Here is a 17,413-nt window from a genome sequence, read left to right as displayed (position 1 = left end):
CACCAAGCGTTAGCGCGGTAGATGTAAAAAGTGTACAAAATAGAGTGCTTAAAATATTGGTGTAAAAGCAACACCGAGAAAAACTTGACACATACAATTTTCTTCGAACATAGACATCGTTAACAAATGTCTTTACACTAGTAATGTACGATTACAATTGGAGGGAAGCATATGAAAGCATATTTACAAAAGAAGGGGATCTCACTCTCTCCTAAAGTTTATTTTGTTGAAGCCTTAAGCTATATGGCTCTTGGGCTATTTGGGTCATTAATCATAGGGTTAATTATACAAACGATCGGACAACAATTTTCACTCCCATTTTTCATTGAAATGGGGAAATTGGCAATGGGGTTAATGGGGCCAGCCATTGGGGTTGCGGTCGCATTTGGATTAAAGGCTCCTCCTCTTGTACTTTTCGCAAGTGTGGTAACTGGGGCGGCTGGGGCGGCACTCGGTGGACCAGCGGGCAGTTATGTAGCCGCTCTTCTATCAACTGAAATCGGAAAATTGGTAAGTCAAACAACCAAGGTAGATATTATCGTGACCCCTTTTGTTACGATTTTTTCAGGTTATGCTGTGGCCGCTTTTATTGGGCCGGAAATTGCAACATTCATGAAAGTCTTTGGTGGGTGGATTGAATGGGCTACCATGCAAAAGCCTATTACAATGGGCATACTTGTGGCAACTTTAATGGGACTTGCCCTAACTGCCCCTATTTCTAGTGCCGCCATTGCGATGATGTTAGATATTAGTGGTCTTGCGGCTGGTGCAGCCACGATTGGGTGTAGTGCCCAAATGATTGGTTTTGCGATTAGTAGTTATCGGGAAAACAAACTTGGGGGCTTTATAGCACAAGGCTTAGGGACTTCGATGTTGCAAGTACCGAACATTGTCAGAAGCCCACTTATTCTGATTCCACCGACAGTAGCAGGGGCAATATTAGCTCCAATTGGGACGACCATTTGGCCGATGCTAAATAATGCCGCAGGAGCAGGAATGGGGACAAGTGGATTAGTTGGCCAGATCATGACATTTACTGTTATGGGGTTTAGTGGGGAGATTTTATTGAAAGTTCTCATCCTTCATTTTATTGGTCCACTTGTGATAAGCTTAATCATATCCGAATGGATGAGAAAAATGGGATGGATTAAGTATGGTCAAATGGCCATTGAAACTGGAGGGAAATAAAATGGAAAAATTAAAGTCTATTGAAGAATTCTCAACTTTAAAAAATAGTGGAAAATACATATTCTTATTTACAGCGGATTGGTGTCCAGATTGTCAAGTCATTAAACCGTTTTTACCAGAGATTGAGGAAAGTTATTCACAGTTTACATTTATTTATGTTGATCGTGATGATTTTATTGATTTATGTGGAGAACTAGATGTGTTTGGGATTCCGAGCTTTCTTGCCTATGATCATGGGCAAGAGTTGGGGAGATTTGTAAGTAAGGACCGCAAATCAAGAGAAGAAATCGAACAATTTCTTGAAAGCCTAAATAAATAAACAATGAACAGCCCTACGATAAGTCAACATCAGCTCATGGACTACCTCGCTCGTGTTTCCTTTATTCCAGTCGAAATAGAGAAGGAGAGGGAAAATGGATACGAAATCAATGAGAAAAGAGCTGGAAAATCGATTGAAAAAAGAAAATCGTATTTTCAGCTTTGATCGAAAAAATGATGTGTTGCGTATTGAAAATAAAATAACAGGTAAGGGGATTGACATCTCTCTTCCAGGTATCATTGCCAAATGGCACAGAAAAAAAGAAAAGGCTATTGAAGAAACCGTTTATTATGTGGATGAAGCCATAGAAGTCATGGGGACAGATCCTATACTTAAAGACCGGGAGAAAAAAATCTTTCCGGTTATTCGCTCTCGTTCTTTTCCAAAGGAATCAAGTGAAGGGGTCGCTTTTTTATTTGATGAACATACAGCGGAAACAAGAATTTATTATGCACTAGATTTAGGCACAACTTATCGATTGATCGATGAGCAGTTGATCAATAAAGAGAAATGGAAGGCAGATCATATTCGTGAGATGGCCAAATTTAATGTTCGTTCATTGCCATCTTCACTTAAGAAGGACGAGGTAGCTGGTAATCTATTTTATTTTTTAAATACAAATGATGGCTATGATGCAAGTCGAATACTGAATGAAAAGTTTTTGAAGGAAATAAGTCTAACTATTGAAGGGGATATGACTGTCGCTGTTCCCCATGCGGATGTATTGATTATAGGAGATATCCGCAATGAAACAGGATATGATATTCTTGCTCAAATGACGATGAGTTTCTTTACAAATGGTGCTGTTCCAATTACAGCATTGCCATTTATTTATGAAAATGGAGAATTAGAACCGATTTTTATTATGGCAAAAAACCGGAAAAAATAAAAAGTAAGCAGGTATAATGTACGCTTTTATCGAAATAGAACAGGGATCACGATCAATGTAGATGACTGATTTAAAGCGATTAAATCCGAACCGATAATATTTTTTGTCGAGTTCGGATTTTTTCTATCTTTTTTCCCATCATGAATTTCCCTATCGAAACGTTTCGTCAACTGTTAAAATATAAAGTGCAATTTTATTCAGTGAGCTTTTTTTCTCACTGAATGTTAGTTGAACTTGCCACGTTAAAGAACGCCACGTCCTGTGGCTTAGCCTGGCTAGGCTACCCGCTTTAAGGGTGGCAGTAAATGATTCTCTAAAATAAGAAAGAGTGATAGTGTTGAATTGGTTTAAAAATTTATTTAATAGATCTCGTCATGAAGACGAAAGCGAGGATTTTGAACAAGAAAATGTCAGGAATGGCCATGATGACTCGAATCATCACGAACATCAAGAAAAGCATCGTTCAAATGATGTAGAAGCGCGCATGGTATTTCAATATCCGAAAGGGAATTTTCGATTTCCGGTCATTCCAGACGATAAAAAAGAACGTTCTGCACGCAGAAAGAGACAACAATCAGGCGTAGAGGAACAGGTGGCCCCATTATATTCACAAGAAACACGGAAAATAAAGAAGACAAATACAGCTCTGCCAAATAAGCCAAAACAAAAGGAATTCCGTTCGAAAAAACCATTTCGTCCAACTGAAATTCCTTCCCCGATTTATGGCTTTCATAAAAATAATTTAAAAAAACAGAAAGAGCAAACTGAATATGAATTAAAAGATTCATTCTTAAGGAAAAATCACCTAGATCATAAAAGTAGAAAAGAAGAACTTATTCAAAAGCAGGTTGCAGAAGAAATGGCTGCGACGCTTTCCACTCAGCAATTAACGGAAAAGGAACCGGTTGTTTCGACTGATCAAGAGGAAAGACAAACGAAAAAAACAGAAGAGACTTTATCCCGTTATGACTTGGAACAAAATGAGGGGATTTTAATGGATAAGCAAGAAGAAATCCAAAAATCGGACGGCCTTTCTACCATAAAGGAAGTGGAGGACTTAATAGATTCTTTAGATTCCTCATTAGAAGAAAAGGAATCAATCGACGATTCTGACCTAGAGGAAACGTATGTGACTGACAAAGAAGGAAAGGAACGAGGATTAGAAGGGATTGAAGAAATTCATCAAGATTCTGTCGAGATTCACGTGGTTGAGGATCCTTCGGGGCATGAACCTTCTCACATCAGTGAATCTGCAAAACTAGAGAAAGAACACGAAATCAATGAGTCCGTAAAGCTAGAGAAAGAAAATGAAATCAATGAGGCTATAGATGAAACACCTGAAGAACATCTTCCTGAGGTGGAACAACAGGATCATGAATTCGAAATGAAAGAGGAGCCAGTTGAGAAGTCTAATATCGAACAAGAGCAAACGGCTGTACATACAGAGGAATCGACAAATAAGGAAGAGCAGAAAGCCGTTGCAAATGAAGAGAAACCGGCTAAAAAACGGACACATCTTCCGTTTAATGTGCTGATGTTAAAACAAGATAAACGCTATTTCGAACGAAAGCAACAGCTGAATCAAATGAAAGAGAAAGAGGCCAAACAGACCAAAGAGGAGCTCGTTAAAGAAGAAGAGAAAGAAAAGCATGAAGATTATCAGTACCCTTCTTTCGATTTTTTAAATCCTCCAATCGAAAAAAATTCTGATAACCGATGGATTGCCGAGCAAATGGAAGTATTGGATCGGACTTTAAAGAATTTCAATGTGAAGGCCAATGTAGTTAATGTAACGGAAGGACCATCTGTTACACGATTTGAAGTTCAGCCTGAGCCGGGTGTGAAAGTAAATAAAATTACAAATTTAATTGATGATATTAAATTAAGTTTGGCCGCAAAAGATATTCGAATGGAAGCACCTATTCCTGGAAAGCATACGATCGGAATTGAAGTTCCAAATAAAGAAAGCCGTCCAGTACTTATAAGGGAAATCATTGAAAGTCCTGTATTTACGAAGAGTGATTCTCCTCTAACGGTTGCTCTTGGTTTAGATATTTCAGGAGAACCGATCATTACAGATTTAAGGAAAATGCCACACGGTTTAATTGCAGGGGCTACAGGGTCTGGTAAGAGTGTTTGTATTAACTCCTTATTAGTAAGCTTGTTATATAAAGTATCTCCACGGCAATTAAAGTTGATGTTAATTGATCCGAAAATGGTAGAACTTGCGCCGTATAATGGCATCCCACATTTAGTCAGTCCGGTTATTACCGATGTAAAAGTAGCAACTGCCGCCTTAAAATGGGCTGTAGAAGAAATGGATAGACGATATGAATTATTTGCCCATTCAGGTGCTCGTGATCTAAAACGATATAATGAAAAAGTCGAGAAAAAAGGGAATAAGTCTGAATATTTACCGTATATTGTCATTGTTATTGATGAATTAGCAGATTTAATGATGATGTCACCTGCTGAGGTGGAGGAAGCGATTTGTCGGATTGCCCAAAAAGCTCGTGCGTGTGGAATTCACTTGATTGTGGCTACTCAGCGGCCATCGGTGGATGTAATAACAGGATTAATTAAAGCGAATATTCCAACGAGAATCGCTTTCTCCGTTTCTTCCCAGGCAGATTCGCGGACCATTTTGGATAGTGGTGGAGCGGAAAAACTTTTAGGAAGAGGAGATATGCTGTTCCTAAATAATGGGTCATCACAATCATTACGATTGCAAGGAACCTTTGTATCAGATGATGAAATCGATACAGTCGTAGAACATGTTCGAAACCAGCTTGAGCCTCATTATTTATTTCAACAAGAAGAACTTTTACAAAAAGCGATTGTACAAGAGGAAGAAGATGAGCTTTTTATGGAGGCATGTGAATTTGTTATCCAACAAGGCGGAGCATCAACCTCCCTACTACAAAGACGATTTCATATAGGATATAATCGGGCAGCTAGATTAATAGAAATAATGGAGGCGCAGGGAATTGTTTCAGAACAGAGAGCGGGAAAACCGAGGGATGTGCTTATTTCTTTAGAGGAATTAGCGGAAATGAATGACACTAGTGCATTCTAAATTTCCGTGGTATGCTTTATACTGTTATTTAAAAATGTTAATTTATTAAATAGAAATAAGAGTACGAAAACCAAAAAGAATAGAAAGAAAGGATGATTGAGTGGGGAGCTTTAGGCTATGAAGGAGATGGAATTAAAGGGGCAGGGAAATTAAAACGTTTGACAAACGAAACGTTTAAGTTTGACCCGCAAATTAAAGAATTTAAAAGGAAAGTATCTTTTTAGATGTTTGTGGGGTTGGAAGTAATTTATTAAGAGTTCATATAGGATTCACAGGAGATCTCGTTCCTCGCAATAACCAGCATCAAGCAAAAGCAGGAATAAGACATCGTCCGAATTCAAGGCTAGAGAAAGTGGATGAGAAATGAATGGTTTCCTGTTGAAGCAGGCAATTAGCAATTCAATCCATTCTAATATATTTTTTGATAACTAATAGACATGGCTATTTTGTATAAAGAAATGGCCGATTTTTTAAGGAAAAGCGCTTATTTTTGAATGCAATATGTTCATGTTTTCAATAAATTCGCGATAATGAAAAATAATGCTATAATAATTGGATGATACATGGAGTACGTGTCCCATCCATAAATGGCAAAATTCACTTCTGTACATATACTGCTTACAGAACAGATAGACGATTGTTGGAGGTTCTATTATGTCAATATATCATTTTGTAGGAATAAAAGGTTCGGGAATGAGTGCCCTTGCACAAATTCTTTATCAAATGGATTATGATGTCCAAGGTTCTGATGTAGAAAAATATTTCTTTACTCAAAAAGCGTTAGAGGAAAATGGAATTCCAATCCTGCCTTTTCAAAGATCTAATATCAAGCCTGGTATGATTGTCATTGCTGGCAATGCTTTTCCGGACACACATGAAGAAATTGATGAAGCAATAAAGCTAGGGATTCCTGTCGTTCGATACCATACCTTTTTAGGTGATTTTATAAAGAAATTCATCAGTGTGGCCGTAACAGGTTCACATGGAAAAACGTCGACAACAGGGTTATTATCCCATGTAATAAGTGGCGCCAAACCGACTTCTTTTCTTATAGGTGACGGTACGGGAAAAGGTGAGAAGGATGCGACCTATTTTGTCTTTGAGGCCTGTGAATATCGTCGCCACTTTCTTTCCTATTTCCCTGATTATGCGATTATGACGAATATTGACTTTGATCATCCGGATTATTTCGCAAATATTGATGATGTTTATTCTGCTTTTCAAGAAATGGCCATGCAAGTAAATAAAGCCATTTTTGCCTGTGGAGATGATGAGCAGCTTCAAAAAATACAGGCTCAAGTTCCTGTTGTCTTTTTTGGATTTGATGAGGAAAATGATTTCCAAGCTCGTAATATAGAAAGAAGCACAACCGGTACGACATTTGATGTATTCGTACGAAATACATTTTATTCAACTTTCCATATCCCGACATTTGGTGATCATAACATATTAAATACATTGGCCGTTATAGCCCTTTGTCATTATGAAAATATCGATACGGATATTATTCAAGAATACTTACAAACCTTCCCGGGCGTCAAACGACGTTTTTCTGAAAAAGTGATGGGAACTCAAATCATTATTGATGACTATGCTCACCATCCAACAGAAATTAAAGCGACGATTAATGCAGCAAGACAAAAATACCCTGGAAAAGATATTGTATGTATCTTCCAACCTCATACATTTACAAGAACGCAAACTTTTTTAGCTGATTTTGCTCAAAGTTTAAGTACAGCAGATGCTGTATATTTATGTGATATTTTCGGGTCGGCTCGTGAAAACCATGGGAAATTATCGATTGTCGATTTACAGGAGAAAATCGAGTCATCGAAGATCTTAACAGAGAACGATACCTCTCCATTATTAAAACATGAGGACGCGGTTTTGATTTTTATGGGAGCTGGAGATATTCAAAAGTTCCAAAAAGCATATGAAGAAGTATTAAAAGCAACTTTATAATCTGTCTGTTTTTGGAGAGACATCTTGAAAACACGTCGGCTATTCGGCGTGTTTTTTGACATTTCAAGAAAATGTCAAAAAGATTCCTTATTTTTAAGGGAAGTTACGGTTGTTTAATAGTTTAATCTTGAGGGAAATAAATAAATATCATATGATAAAACGAAGGAATAATCATCCAAAGGGATAATCGAGCAACTGGTGGAGGTGTATATTAAATGATTATTATATTATATGTAAGCGTAGCTGTAATTGCATTGGCATTTTTAATATTAGTCATCAATCTGTCTACCACTTTAAAATCTGTTAGCACTACATTAAACAGTGTTTCAAAGACATTGGATAGTTTAGAAGGACAACTTCAAGGGGTTACGAAAGAAACAGCTGATTTATTGCATAAGACCAATGAACTTGCAGAAGATGTTCAAAAGAAAACAGAACAATTAAATACGGTTGTATATGCTGTAAAAGATGTAGGGACAACCATTCAAACATTAAATAATTCTGTTAAAAAAGTGACCATGAATGTTTCATCACAAGTAGAAAACAACCAAGATAAAATCTCTCAAGCAGTTCAGTGGGGAAGTGTCGTCAAACAAATTGTTGATAAGTTTAAAGCAAAAAAAAATCATCCGATAATTGAAGATGATACTTCTATCCAAAAGCAGCCAGTCCGATCAGATGGGACTGAATAATCCTGTTAATAAGTAGGTGTTCGTTCTTTCATCATCTTTATAAAGTGTATGTCTTTTTAAATAGTATGGTTAATGAACGACAATTGGTTAAACACCGGTTGATTCTATTCTAACAACAAAAAACTCGCACCTCATGAATGAAGTAAGAATGCATCTATTTAACCATAAAGTTACCTGCAAGTAGTAATCAAAAAATAGGAGAGAGGATGGATATAATGGCAAACGAAAATAAAAAAGTGAAGACAAATGATGAAAATATGAATACGAAGGATTTTCTAATTGGGGCTCTAGTTGGTGGAATTATTGGAGCTACAACGGCCCTTTTCCTTGCTCCGAAGTCGGGAAGAGAACTGCGGGATAATCTTAATGGACAAGCTATCAATCTGAAAGAAAAAGCCACATCATGGACAGAAACGGCTAAGGAAAGAGGATGCGAAATGGCCTCCATAGCTAAGGAGAAAACAGGGGCGATTTCAAAAACGGTGCAAGATCAATCAAATGATTGGATTAGCAAAGTGAAAACATTAAAAAAATCAACAAAAAATGAAGTTGATGAAATCAATGATTCTACAACAGAAGATTGGACAATCAAGCTAGATGAGGCAAAAAAAGCTTTTGATGAAACCGAAAAAGCTTACCAGCAATAATTAAAAGCAAATGTAAAATGAAGAGATATGGCTAGAAATAATAATAAAAGCGGCAAAGTGGATTTTCCATTTGCCGTTTTTTTTATCGTTTTTTTTGTCGCTAATGGCCAAAGGATTTCTAAATGATCACCAGCTTGAATAGGATCGTAAAAGGTCGCTTCTACATTATTCTTTAATAATATAAATGTTCCTTTTGCATTTTCAGGCATATTCACTTCAACATGGCGAAACACATCTTGAAAAATAAAGGAATCGAATTTTTCAGTTCGAACCGTAATTTTATCTTCCATATGAACGAGGTCCTGCTCGGTTAATTTTTGCTTATTTCGGTAAAACTCTGTAATGTTCTTCGTTATGGTAATGTTCTTGCCGTTAAATGTAATCGGAATGGACTGTTTCAATTTGTATTTTTTCAGCTCTGCAATATTTTGAACTGTAAGATGAATCATTTCATAAAATTCGATTTGATCTCCATGCTGAAGTGGATGTGTAATCTCTCCTCTTTTGTTGTTAATCATTAATTTGGCTGAAAACGTTGGAAAGAAGGTCTTTTTCTGGTTTAGATGAATAAAAAAAGGTTTTAGCTCTTTCAACCAATGTTCTTTCTTTTCTTGGATAAAGAGTTCTTGAACTGTTAAAAAACTCGTTTCAATTATATCCCCATCGATCACCCAATCATTATGTTCAACTATTTCACCGTTTTTCATTATCATTAAAGGGATTTCTACTTTTTTCTCATTTAAGAAGACATCTATTCGTTCAGGATCATTAATTAAATCTTTTATTTTAACAGCAGCATCTTTCCCGTCTTCCCCTTTTTTCACGATAATCTGATCGCCGTCTTTTATGGGGTCATCTATTTGGCAAGCATTCCCGTTTTTTAACAAAGTAGGTGGCTGCCCATATTGACCAGGAATGGTGATCAATTGCCCGTTGACTGTAGTCATAATGGCTGCGCCTGGTTTTCCATAAAGTTTGTTCACCTTTATTCCGGATGCGAGCAAGCCATCCCCGACTGTTAAATCCTTCAATTCGAACAGCCGAACAGGTTCTTCATTTAAGTAAATCGTTTTATAGTGAACGGGTGCCTTTCGTGCTGCAATGGCAATGCCGACCGGTGTAACTAGAGTAGGTGCATGAGTTATTTCCGGGTGAATCGTTAAACTTTGGATAGCATCTGATCCTCGAATGGCTACACGATTCGAAGGTAATTGGAGTTTTTCGCTAAGCCGTTTTGGTAATTCAGGTGTTAAACTTCCCCCACCCACAAGCATGACTGCTTTAGGAGGTTGGCCGTTATTCAGTTTCAATATTTCTGTCGCAATAGCATCCGTTAATTTATCAATGGCAGGACTTATTTTTTGGATGACTTCCTTTCGTGGAATCGTACTGTCAAATCCTAATATGTCCGTGATGGTGATTTCTTCATCGGTTATTAAATTTCTTTTAACATTTTCAGCTACTGGAAAATCGAGTAGATACTCATCACTTAGGCTTTCAGTAATTTCGTCTCCCGCAATGGGGACCATTCCATAGGCGATAATCGTATTATGATTGGTCATCGCGATATCAGACGTCCCAGCTCCAATATCCACTAAAGCGACATTTAAACGACGCATGGAGGGGGGGATTAAGATATTAATCGCAGCAATCGGCTCTAATGTAAGTGCCTCCATCTCTAATTGTGAACGATTTAATGCAGCAATTAAGGATTCAACAACAACACGTGGAAGGAAAGTTGCAATAATTTCAACAGAAGCTTCCTCTCCTTGTTGATCAATTAAACTACCAATCTTCTCACCATCTAACCGATAGTAAAGAACAGAATATCCGACACAATAATAATGATAATGCCGATCTGATTGATCTTTACTAGCTGCTTGAGATTGGGCTTTTTGAACGGCAGAAAGCTCCAAGTGAAGAATGTCATCCTTTGTGATGATTGGCTTTCCTTTAATGGAGATGGTTTTCGTTGCGGTTTCTGTTCGTAATGCTCGACCTGCAGCAGCAACGCAGACCCTATGAAGTGGACCGTGTTTTTCTTCCAATATTTCTTTAATCTCAGTAATTAATTTTGAAACAGAAAGAATATCATGGATTTGACCATCAAGCATTGCGCGCTTATCATGTTCTTTCATCGCTATATCAATAACATGGTAACTTTCACCATCCACTTCTAATATAATGCCTACGACAGAACGTGTCCCAATATCAAGGGCAAAGATCTTTTCTTGAGGTTGCAAATATAACACCTACTTTACGAAGTATTCACAAGGTACTTTATCACTTAAAAGCGTTTAATAATTAAAGTAAAATTATCGTGACAATTCAATTTGAATGATTTATAATAATCCTAATATATACAAAAATGTATCACAGTTTTTTCTAATATTAAAGTTTGAAACTTACAATTTTTTCTTCTTAGATCGGACAGCAATGAGCGAATACAAAAAGACAATTGAACGAAAGGATGGATGACAATGAGTAACCGAGGGCTTGAGGAATTAAGAAACTCAGTAGATGAAATCAATCTTAAGCTGCTTGACTTAATAAATGAGCGTGCAAGTCTTGTACAAGAAATTGGACGTGTGAAAGAAAAGCAAGGTGTCAATCGATATGAACCTGTTCGGGAAAGAGATATGCTTAACTTAATTATTGATCATAACGATGGTCCTTTCGAGAATTCAACTATAGAGCATCTTTTTAAGGAAATTTTTAAAGCTGGTTTAGAATTACAGAAGGATGATCACCGAAAAGCTTTACTTGTTTCTCGTAAAAAGAAACCTGAAGACACGATTGTCAACATTAAAGGTGAAAAGGTTGGAAATGGTACACCAACCTTCGTATTCGGACCATGTGCTGTTGAATCATATGACCAAGTGGCTCAGGTAGCTCAAACTATTAAAGATAAGGGCTTAAAATTGATCCGCGGTGGAGCTTATAAACCACGTACATCTCCTTATGATTTCCAAGGGCTAGGTGTGGAAGGTCTTAAGATTTTAAAACAAGTAGCTAAAGAATTTGATCTAGCTGTTGTGAGTGAAATTGTAAACCCTGCTCATATCGAAAAAGCACTTGATTATATTGATGTTATTCAAATCGGTGCTCGTAATATGCATAACTTTGAATTATTAAAAGCCGCTGGCGCTGTGAATAAACCGGTATTATTAAAGCGTGGATTAGCTGCAACAATCGAAGAATTTATTAATGCTGCGGAATATATTATCTCTCAAGGAAATGATCAAATTATCCTTTGTGAACGAGGAATTCGTACGTATGAAAGAGCTACTCGAAATACATTAGATATTTCTGCTGTACCAATCTTAAAACAAGAAACACATTTACCTGTATTTGTTGATGTTACCCATTCAACTGGACGCCGTGATCTATTGTTACCTACAGCTAAAGCTGCTTTAGCTATTGGAGCTGACGGAGTGATGGCAGAGGTGCATCCAGATCCAGCTGTTGCCTTATCAGATTCAGCTCAACAAATGAACTTAAAGCAATTTGATGAATTTTATAATGAAATTCAAAAGTTTATGCCAGTAAGAGCTTAGTACCGATTTCTGGAAAATCTAATGATGCATTAGTAAATGTAAACTCCCTATGACGAATTGTGATAGGGGGTTTTTTCATGGTTAGGAAAATAAAAATGATCAAGGCGCTTTCGCTTTTGAACGTCTAGCTCCAGCGCCTATCGTCTAGCGGATTACTTCGTCTTTTCCCTACGATAAGTCAACATCAGCTCGCAAAACCGTCTCGCTGTGTTTCCTTTATCTTGGTCGAAACCTACGAAATCCGTACGCCGATGAGCAAGGCGCTTCCGCTTTTGTTTTTTATTTTAATATACTTTTTACAAAAAATTGATCTTTCTTTACTTTCTGAAAGTTGGTTAGAAATTGCATAGTTACTGATACTGTCGTATGATAATAAACATAATTTGGTTAAATTAAATCTATATTTCGAAAATATTATGAACTTTTTATGTGGAAAATAACTTCTTTGACTTTTCTCATATAAAATAGAGTGCATAAATGTGGCCTTTTAAGATTAGGAGTGATTGGTGATGAATGTAACAATATATGATGTGGCAAGGGAAGCAAATGTTTCAATGGCTACCGTCTCAAGGGTGGTAAACGGTAATCCCAATGTGAAACCCGCAACAAGGAAAAAAGTATTGGATGTCATCGAAAGACTAGGATATCGCCCGAATGCAGTGGCCCGGGGGTTAGCTAGTAAAAAAACAACGACAGTTGGTGTGATTATTCCTGATATTTCCAATATTTTTTATGCTGAGCTTGTGAGAGGGATAGAAGATATTGCGACAATGTATAAATATAATATTATTCTAAGTAACTCAGATCAAAATAAGGAGAAAGAACTTCATTTATTAAATACAATGCTAGGCAAACAAGTGGATGGAATTGTATTTATGGGAGGACAAATTAGTGAGGGACATGTGACAGAATTTGAGCGCTCTCCTGTTCCTGTCGTGTTGGCTGGGTCTGTAGAACCTTCAGAGAAAATCCCATCTGTTAATATCGATTATAACCGAGCAGCTTATGATGCGGTCTCCTTACTTGTGAAAGAAGGTCATAAAGATATCGCCTTTATCGCAGGTCCTTTTAACGATACGATCAATAAAGAGCTTGTGTTAAGAGGGTATGAGCAAGCACTACAAGATGCCAATCTTCCAATACGTGAAGAGCTGATCGCAGAGGGAGATTATACATATGATTCCGGGATTGAATGTTGGCAAAAATTTTATGAGTCTCCTCTTAAGCCTACAGCGATCTTTGTTAGCAATGATGAAATGGCATTAGGGGTCATTCATGGAGCACAGGATGCTGGGGTAAAAGTCCCGGATGAATTAGAAGTGATCAGTTTCGATAGTTCTCGATTAGCCTTAATGGTACGTCCACAGCTTACGTCAGTCGTACAACCTCTTTATGATATTGGCGCTGTATCGATGAGGCTTTTGACCAAATTTATGAATAAAGAAAAAGTAGAGGATCATATTGTTGTTCTTCCCCATCGAATCGAAAAAAGAGGGTCAACAAAATAAAAAATTTGCCGATATATGTAGTAGAAAGAGTTCTTTAAAGGAAGGAAATAGGGGAATCAATTATGAAAAAAATAGATGCACTTACACCTATTGGACTTTTATTTGGGATTATACTACTTATTTTGGCCATTTTTACAAGTGGTGGGATGTCTGGCTTCAGCTCTTTTTTACACATTCCTTCTTTTCTCATTGTGTTTGGTGGGGTAACGACAGGGCTTTTAATCAGCTTTCCAGTTAAGGATATTAAGCATATATTCGTCGTCATCAAGCAGGCCTTTAATGTCGAAAATTATCAGCTTCAAAGTTTAATCGATATTTTTGTTAAACTTTCAGAAAAGGCACGACGCGAAGGATTGTTAGCCCTCGAAGCCACGGTAGAGGAAGTGGATGATCCCTTTATACGAAAAGGAATTTTATTAGCAGTTGATGGAATTGAGCAAGATATGATTGTCGATATTATGAATGCAGAAATATTAGCATTAGAGGAGCGCCATCGAAAAGGAAGAAGCCTTTTAGAAAAAGCGGGAGATTATGCACCTGCATGGGGAATGGTTGGGACATTAATTGGTCTGGTTTTAATGTTAAATAATTTGAATGACCCAAAGTCATTAGGTCCTAATATGGCCATTGCGATCCTCACGACATTATATGGTTCTTTATTGGCCAATATGGTTTTTATTCCGTTGTCATCCAAGTTGCTCTTAAAAACTGAAAAAGAAGTGTTCTTTAAACAGGTCATTATCGAAGGTGTTATTGGAGTGCAGTCTGGACAAAATCCTAAACTGTTACAGGAAAAACTATATGCCTTTTTATCTGCAGAAGAGAAGAATAAGGTATTTGCTCGTCAGGAATCAGCTGAAAGGACTGTTCAATCATGAATATGCGAAGACGGCCACCTGAAAAACCGAATGGTGCACCGAAGTGGATGGTTACGTTCGCAGACTTAGTAACACTTGTTTTAGTCTTTTTTATTTTACTCTTTTCAATGTCGCAAATTGACCAATTAAAATTTAAAACGATGATTGAATCGTTTAAAGATAAACCGATCATGGAATTCTATCCATCTATTATTCCTGCAGATGAACCTTCTTCTTTACCTAAACCTATAAAAAAAGAAGAAGATGGACAAGGTTCTTTAGATAAGCTGTTAAATGAAGTTCAGGCTTCTCTCAAAGAGTACGGCTTAGAGGAAGTAGCCACAGCCACAAGAACAGAGCGAGGGGTGGTACTCGTTCTTCAGGAGCAAATATTATTTGATACTGCAAAAGCAACTGTGGTCGAGGAGGCTTATCCATTTTTAAAACAGCTTGGAAAAATGTTAGCAGGGAAACCTAATATTGTGAAAATTGAAGGCCATACAGATAATCGACCTATTAAAAATGATCAGTTCCCTTCTAACTGGGAACTTTCAAGTGCCCGTTCCAGCAGTGTGATCCGTTTTTTAGTAGAAAATGAGAATTTAGATCCAAGTCGGTTTATTGCTGTCGGATATGGATCCACTCGACCTGTTGTACCAAATGATAGTGAAGAAAATTTCCAAAAAAATCGGCGAGTGGAAGTGATTATTTCTGATCCAAAATATGATGATAATGACGCTGAATCTACCATGAAATAAAAATTTGAGCAATTGATTCCCCGCCAAGTTTATGGACGGGGATTTTTTAAATTTAAAAAGCAGCAATTGATGAAAGATCTCAATTGTTGCTTTTTAGGCTTGTCTTATTTAAAAAGTAGATGAAAGATTGAATTGAAATTTATTTTTTAGATCTATGTCTAATGGGGTATAGTAGCTTCTCTAATGTCAGCTGATTTTTTTCTTCAATTTCAGCCTTTCTTGGTATTGGTTTATAAATTGTTTCAGCGTCTTCCCATGTAGTTGGAAGGGGAAGGGAGGTTAGCTTCTGCCAATAGGATACCCATTCTTCAGGTAAAGGGCCAGAAAAATGGGAGTTTTCAGTCATCTCTAACCAGATTAACGACCAAGCCCTTGGAACGACTCGCCAAATATCATACCCTCCACCCCCAACAGCAATCCATCTTCCATCACAATATTGATGGGCTATTTGATGAGCTAATTTTGGGATTTGGCGATAGATTTTCATTGTGGCCGATAAATGTGTCAAGGGATCATAATGATGGGAGTCGGCTCCATTTTGAGTTAGGATGACATCTGGTTTAAAGAAATCGGCTATTTCAAGGAATGCTGTTTCATAAGATTGAAGCCAAGATTCGTCTTCTGTAAAAGCATCTAAAGGAAGGTTAAATGAATAGCCATAGCCACGTCCATGTCCTCTTTCATTAATGCTCCCTGTTCCTGGAAATAAGTATCTACCTGTTTCGTGAATGGAAAAGGTACAAACATTTGGGTCATCATAAAATGACCATTGTACACCATCGCCATGATGAGCATCTGTATCGACATACAAAACCCTTGCATGATATTTCTCTTGTAAATATTTAATGGCTACAGAACTATCATTATAAATACAAAAACCAGATGCCTTGCCGCGAAATCCATGATGGAGTCCACCACCTAGATGCAAGGCATGGTTTGATTTCTCTGACATCACATAATCAACGGCTGTTAAAGTGCCCCCTACTAATAGAGAACTAGCATCATGCATGCCGTTGAAGATTGGGGTGTCTTCCGTTCCTAGACCATAACCTTCAGCTATTTCTGGCAACAGTTCTCCTACACTAGCTTTTTTCACTGCTTCAACATAAGCTTTGTCATGGTTCAGCCATAATTCTTCTTCTGATGCGCTTCGAGGTGAAATGATACATTGATCATCAAGTGCGTTCAATTTCCTTAATAAATCGATAGTTAAAGTTAAACGGAATTGATTAAATGGGTGATTTTCCGAAAATTTATAGGATAGCAATTGATCGGAAAATACAAAGACTGCATCATGATTCATGATGAAATCCCAGGCATATTTGGCCAGAGGACCATATACCCGTCTTTCTTCAAGTCATCGATAGTACCAACAGGATTCATCGTCCGAACCCGAAAAACTAAAATTTTATACCGATCATCTGATTTATCAGGGTAAACAAGCACACTGTGGATCATAGAATTTCGTTTTTTAATAATTTTTACAACCTCATAGAGCACACCAGCTTTATTCGGGACTTTGATTTCAAATCTTGAACCAGGTTGATTAGCTCCCGTAAGTTCTACAAATGTCCGCATTACATCCGTTTCTGTCACGATTCCAACAAGTTGATCCTCATTTAAAATAGGTAGACATCCGATATTATGCTCATAAAAGATCACGGCTACATCCTCAACAAAATCTAATGGATGTCCTGTAATTACATCCTTTTTCATGAAAAGATGAATAGGTTTCGATAATAAATCTTCTTGTGATTCTTTTTGTAAAATAGATGGGATAGCTTCTTTTATATCTCGGTCAGAAATAAGTCCGATTAATTTCAAGTTGTTATCAATTACAGGAATATGGCGAATTTTGTTTGTTCTTAATAAATGAAGTGCAGTTTTGATTGTAGCATCTGGTTGAAGGGTAATAAGGTCCTTCTTCATTATTTCTTCTATTATCATTCATTAACCCCCT

15 protein-coding genes and 1 pseudogene are annotated in these 17,413 nt (G+C 37.2%); 13 read left to right on the top strand and 3 right to left on the bottom strand.

Annotation, left to right across the window (positions count from 1 at the left end):
• Positions 1 to 171: 171 nt before the first annotated feature.
• The 9 genes and pseudogenes from J2S13_RS07085 (at position 172) to J2S13_RS07050 (ending at position 8,773) form a co-directional block, all read left to right on the top strand.
• A complete protein-coding gene (locus J2S13_RS07085) occupies positions 172 to 1,188 on the top strand; it encodes a PTS sugar transporter subunit IIC (RefSeq protein WP_307257043.1) in 1,017 nt (338 codons plus the stop codon).
• A 1-nt stretch (position 1,189) separates the two neighbouring features.
• Positions 1,190 to 1,507, top strand: coding sequence for a thioredoxin family protein (locus tag J2S13_RS07080; protein WP_307257042.1), 318 nt, complete (start codon positions 1,190 to 1,192; stop codon positions 1,505 to 1,507).
• 94 nt (positions 1,508 to 1,601) lie between these two features.
• Complete coding sequence (locus J2S13_RS07075; protein ID WP_307257041.1) at positions 1,602 to 2,396, top strand: DUF1444 domain-containing protein; 795 nt, start codon at positions 1,602 to 1,604, stop codon at positions 2,394 to 2,396.
• A gap of 337 nt (positions 2,397 to 2,733) precedes the next feature.
• Positions 2,734 to 5,472, top strand: coding sequence for a DNA translocase FtsK (locus tag J2S13_RS07070; protein ID WP_307257040.1), 2,739 nt, complete (start codon positions 2,734 to 2,736; stop codon positions 5,470 to 5,472).
• A gap of 92 nt (positions 5,473 to 5,564) precedes the next feature.
• A complete protein-coding gene (locus J2S13_RS07065) occupies positions 5,565 to 5,696 on the top strand; it encodes a hypothetical protein (RefSeq protein ID WP_307257039.1) in 132 nt (43 codons plus the stop codon).
• Positions 5,696 to 5,839, top strand: a pseudogene (locus J2S13_RS16885) (nicotinate phosphoribosyltransferase); the annotation flags it as partial. The gene J2S13_RS07065 and the pseudogene J2S13_RS16885, both read left to right, overlap by 1 nt.
• Before the next feature lie 287 nt (positions 5,840 to 6,126).
• On the top strand, positions 6,127 to 7,434 hold the full coding sequence (gene murC / locus J2S13_RS07060) for a UDP-N-acetylmuramate--L-alanine ligase (RefSeq protein ID WP_307257038.1): 1,308 nt from the start codon (positions 6,127 to 6,129) through the stop codon (positions 7,432 to 7,434).
• Positions 7,435 to 7,649: 215 nt separating this feature from the next.
• Positions 7,650 to 8,126 (top strand): DUF948 domain-containing protein, encoded by a 477-nt coding sequence (locus J2S13_RS07055; RefSeq protein ID WP_307257037.1) that lies wholly within the window; start codon positions 7,650 to 7,652, stop codon positions 8,124 to 8,126.
• A 215-nt stretch (positions 8,127 to 8,341) separates the two neighbouring features.
• On the top strand, positions 8,342 to 8,773 hold the full coding sequence (locus J2S13_RS07050; RefSeq protein WP_307257036.1) for a YtxH domain-containing protein: 432 nt from the start codon (positions 8,342 to 8,344) through the stop codon (positions 8,771 to 8,773).
• On the opposite strand, the gene J2S13_RS07045 is transcribed toward J2S13_RS07050, so the two are convergent.
• Positions 8,761 to 11,016: a cell division protein FtsA gene (locus tag J2S13_RS07045; protein ID WP_307257035.1), complete on the bottom strand. Its 2,256-nt coding sequence runs from the start codon at positions 11,014 to 11,016 to the stop codon at positions 8,761 to 8,763. The genes J2S13_RS07050 and J2S13_RS07045 overlap by 13 nt on opposite strands.
• 237 nt (positions 11,017 to 11,253) lie before the next feature.
• Here J2S13_RS07045 and J2S13_RS07040 point away from each other — a divergent pair, with 237 nt between their 5' ends.
• From J2S13_RS07040 to motS, 4 genes are all read left to right on the top strand, one after another.
• Positions 11,254 to 12,330 (top strand): bifunctional 3-deoxy-7-phosphoheptulonate synthase/chorismate mutase, encoded by a 1,077-nt coding sequence (locus J2S13_RS07040; RefSeq protein ID WP_307257034.1) that lies wholly within the window; start codon positions 11,254 to 11,256, stop codon positions 12,328 to 12,330.
• 509 nt (positions 12,331 to 12,839) lie between these two features.
• A complete protein-coding gene (ccpA, locus tag J2S13_RS07035) occupies positions 12,840 to 13,838 on the top strand; it encodes a catabolite control protein A (protein ID WP_307257033.1) in 999 nt (332 codons plus the stop codon).
• A gap of 62 nt (positions 13,839 to 13,900) precedes the next feature.
• Positions 13,901 to 14,716 carry a flagellar motor protein MotP gene (gene motP / locus J2S13_RS07030; protein ID WP_307257032.1) on the top strand — a complete coding sequence of 272 codons (816 nt, stop codon included), beginning with the start codon at positions 13,901 to 13,903 and terminating at the stop codon, positions 14,714 to 14,716.
• Entirely contained in the window at positions 14,713 to 15,453 is a 741-nt protein-coding gene (gene motS / locus J2S13_RS07025; protein WP_307257031.1) for a flagellar motor protein MotS, read from the top strand. The genes motP and motS overlap by 4 nt, the downstream gene beginning before the upstream one ends.
• Positions 15,454 to 15,592: 139 nt before the next feature.
• Here motS and J2S13_RS07020 read toward each other — a convergent pair whose 3' ends face one another.
• Both J2S13_RS07020 and J2S13_RS07015 read right to left on the bottom strand, forming a co-directional pair.
• Positions 15,593 to 16,756 carry an acetoin utilization protein AcuC gene (locus J2S13_RS07020; RefSeq protein WP_307257030.1) on the bottom strand — a complete coding sequence of 388 codons (1,164 nt, stop codon included), beginning with the start codon at positions 16,754 to 16,756 and terminating at the stop codon, positions 15,593 to 15,595.
• Positions 16,753 to 17,400 carry an acetoin utilization AcuB family protein gene (locus J2S13_RS07015; protein ID WP_307257029.1) on the bottom strand — a complete coding sequence of 216 codons (648 nt, stop codon included), beginning with the start codon at positions 17,398 to 17,400 and terminating at the stop codon, positions 16,753 to 16,755. The genes J2S13_RS07020 and J2S13_RS07015 overlap by 4 nt, the downstream gene beginning before the upstream one ends.
• Positions 17,401 to 17,413: the final 13 nt, after the last annotated feature.

This window comes from Oikeobacillus pervagus, assembly GCF_030813365.1.
GTDB lineage: Bacteria > Bacillota > Bacilli > Bacillales > DSM-23947 > Oikeobacillus > Oikeobacillus pervagus.
Note: the sequence above shows the minus strand (reverse complement) of the source record. Positions and strands in the feature narration are given on the sequence as shown.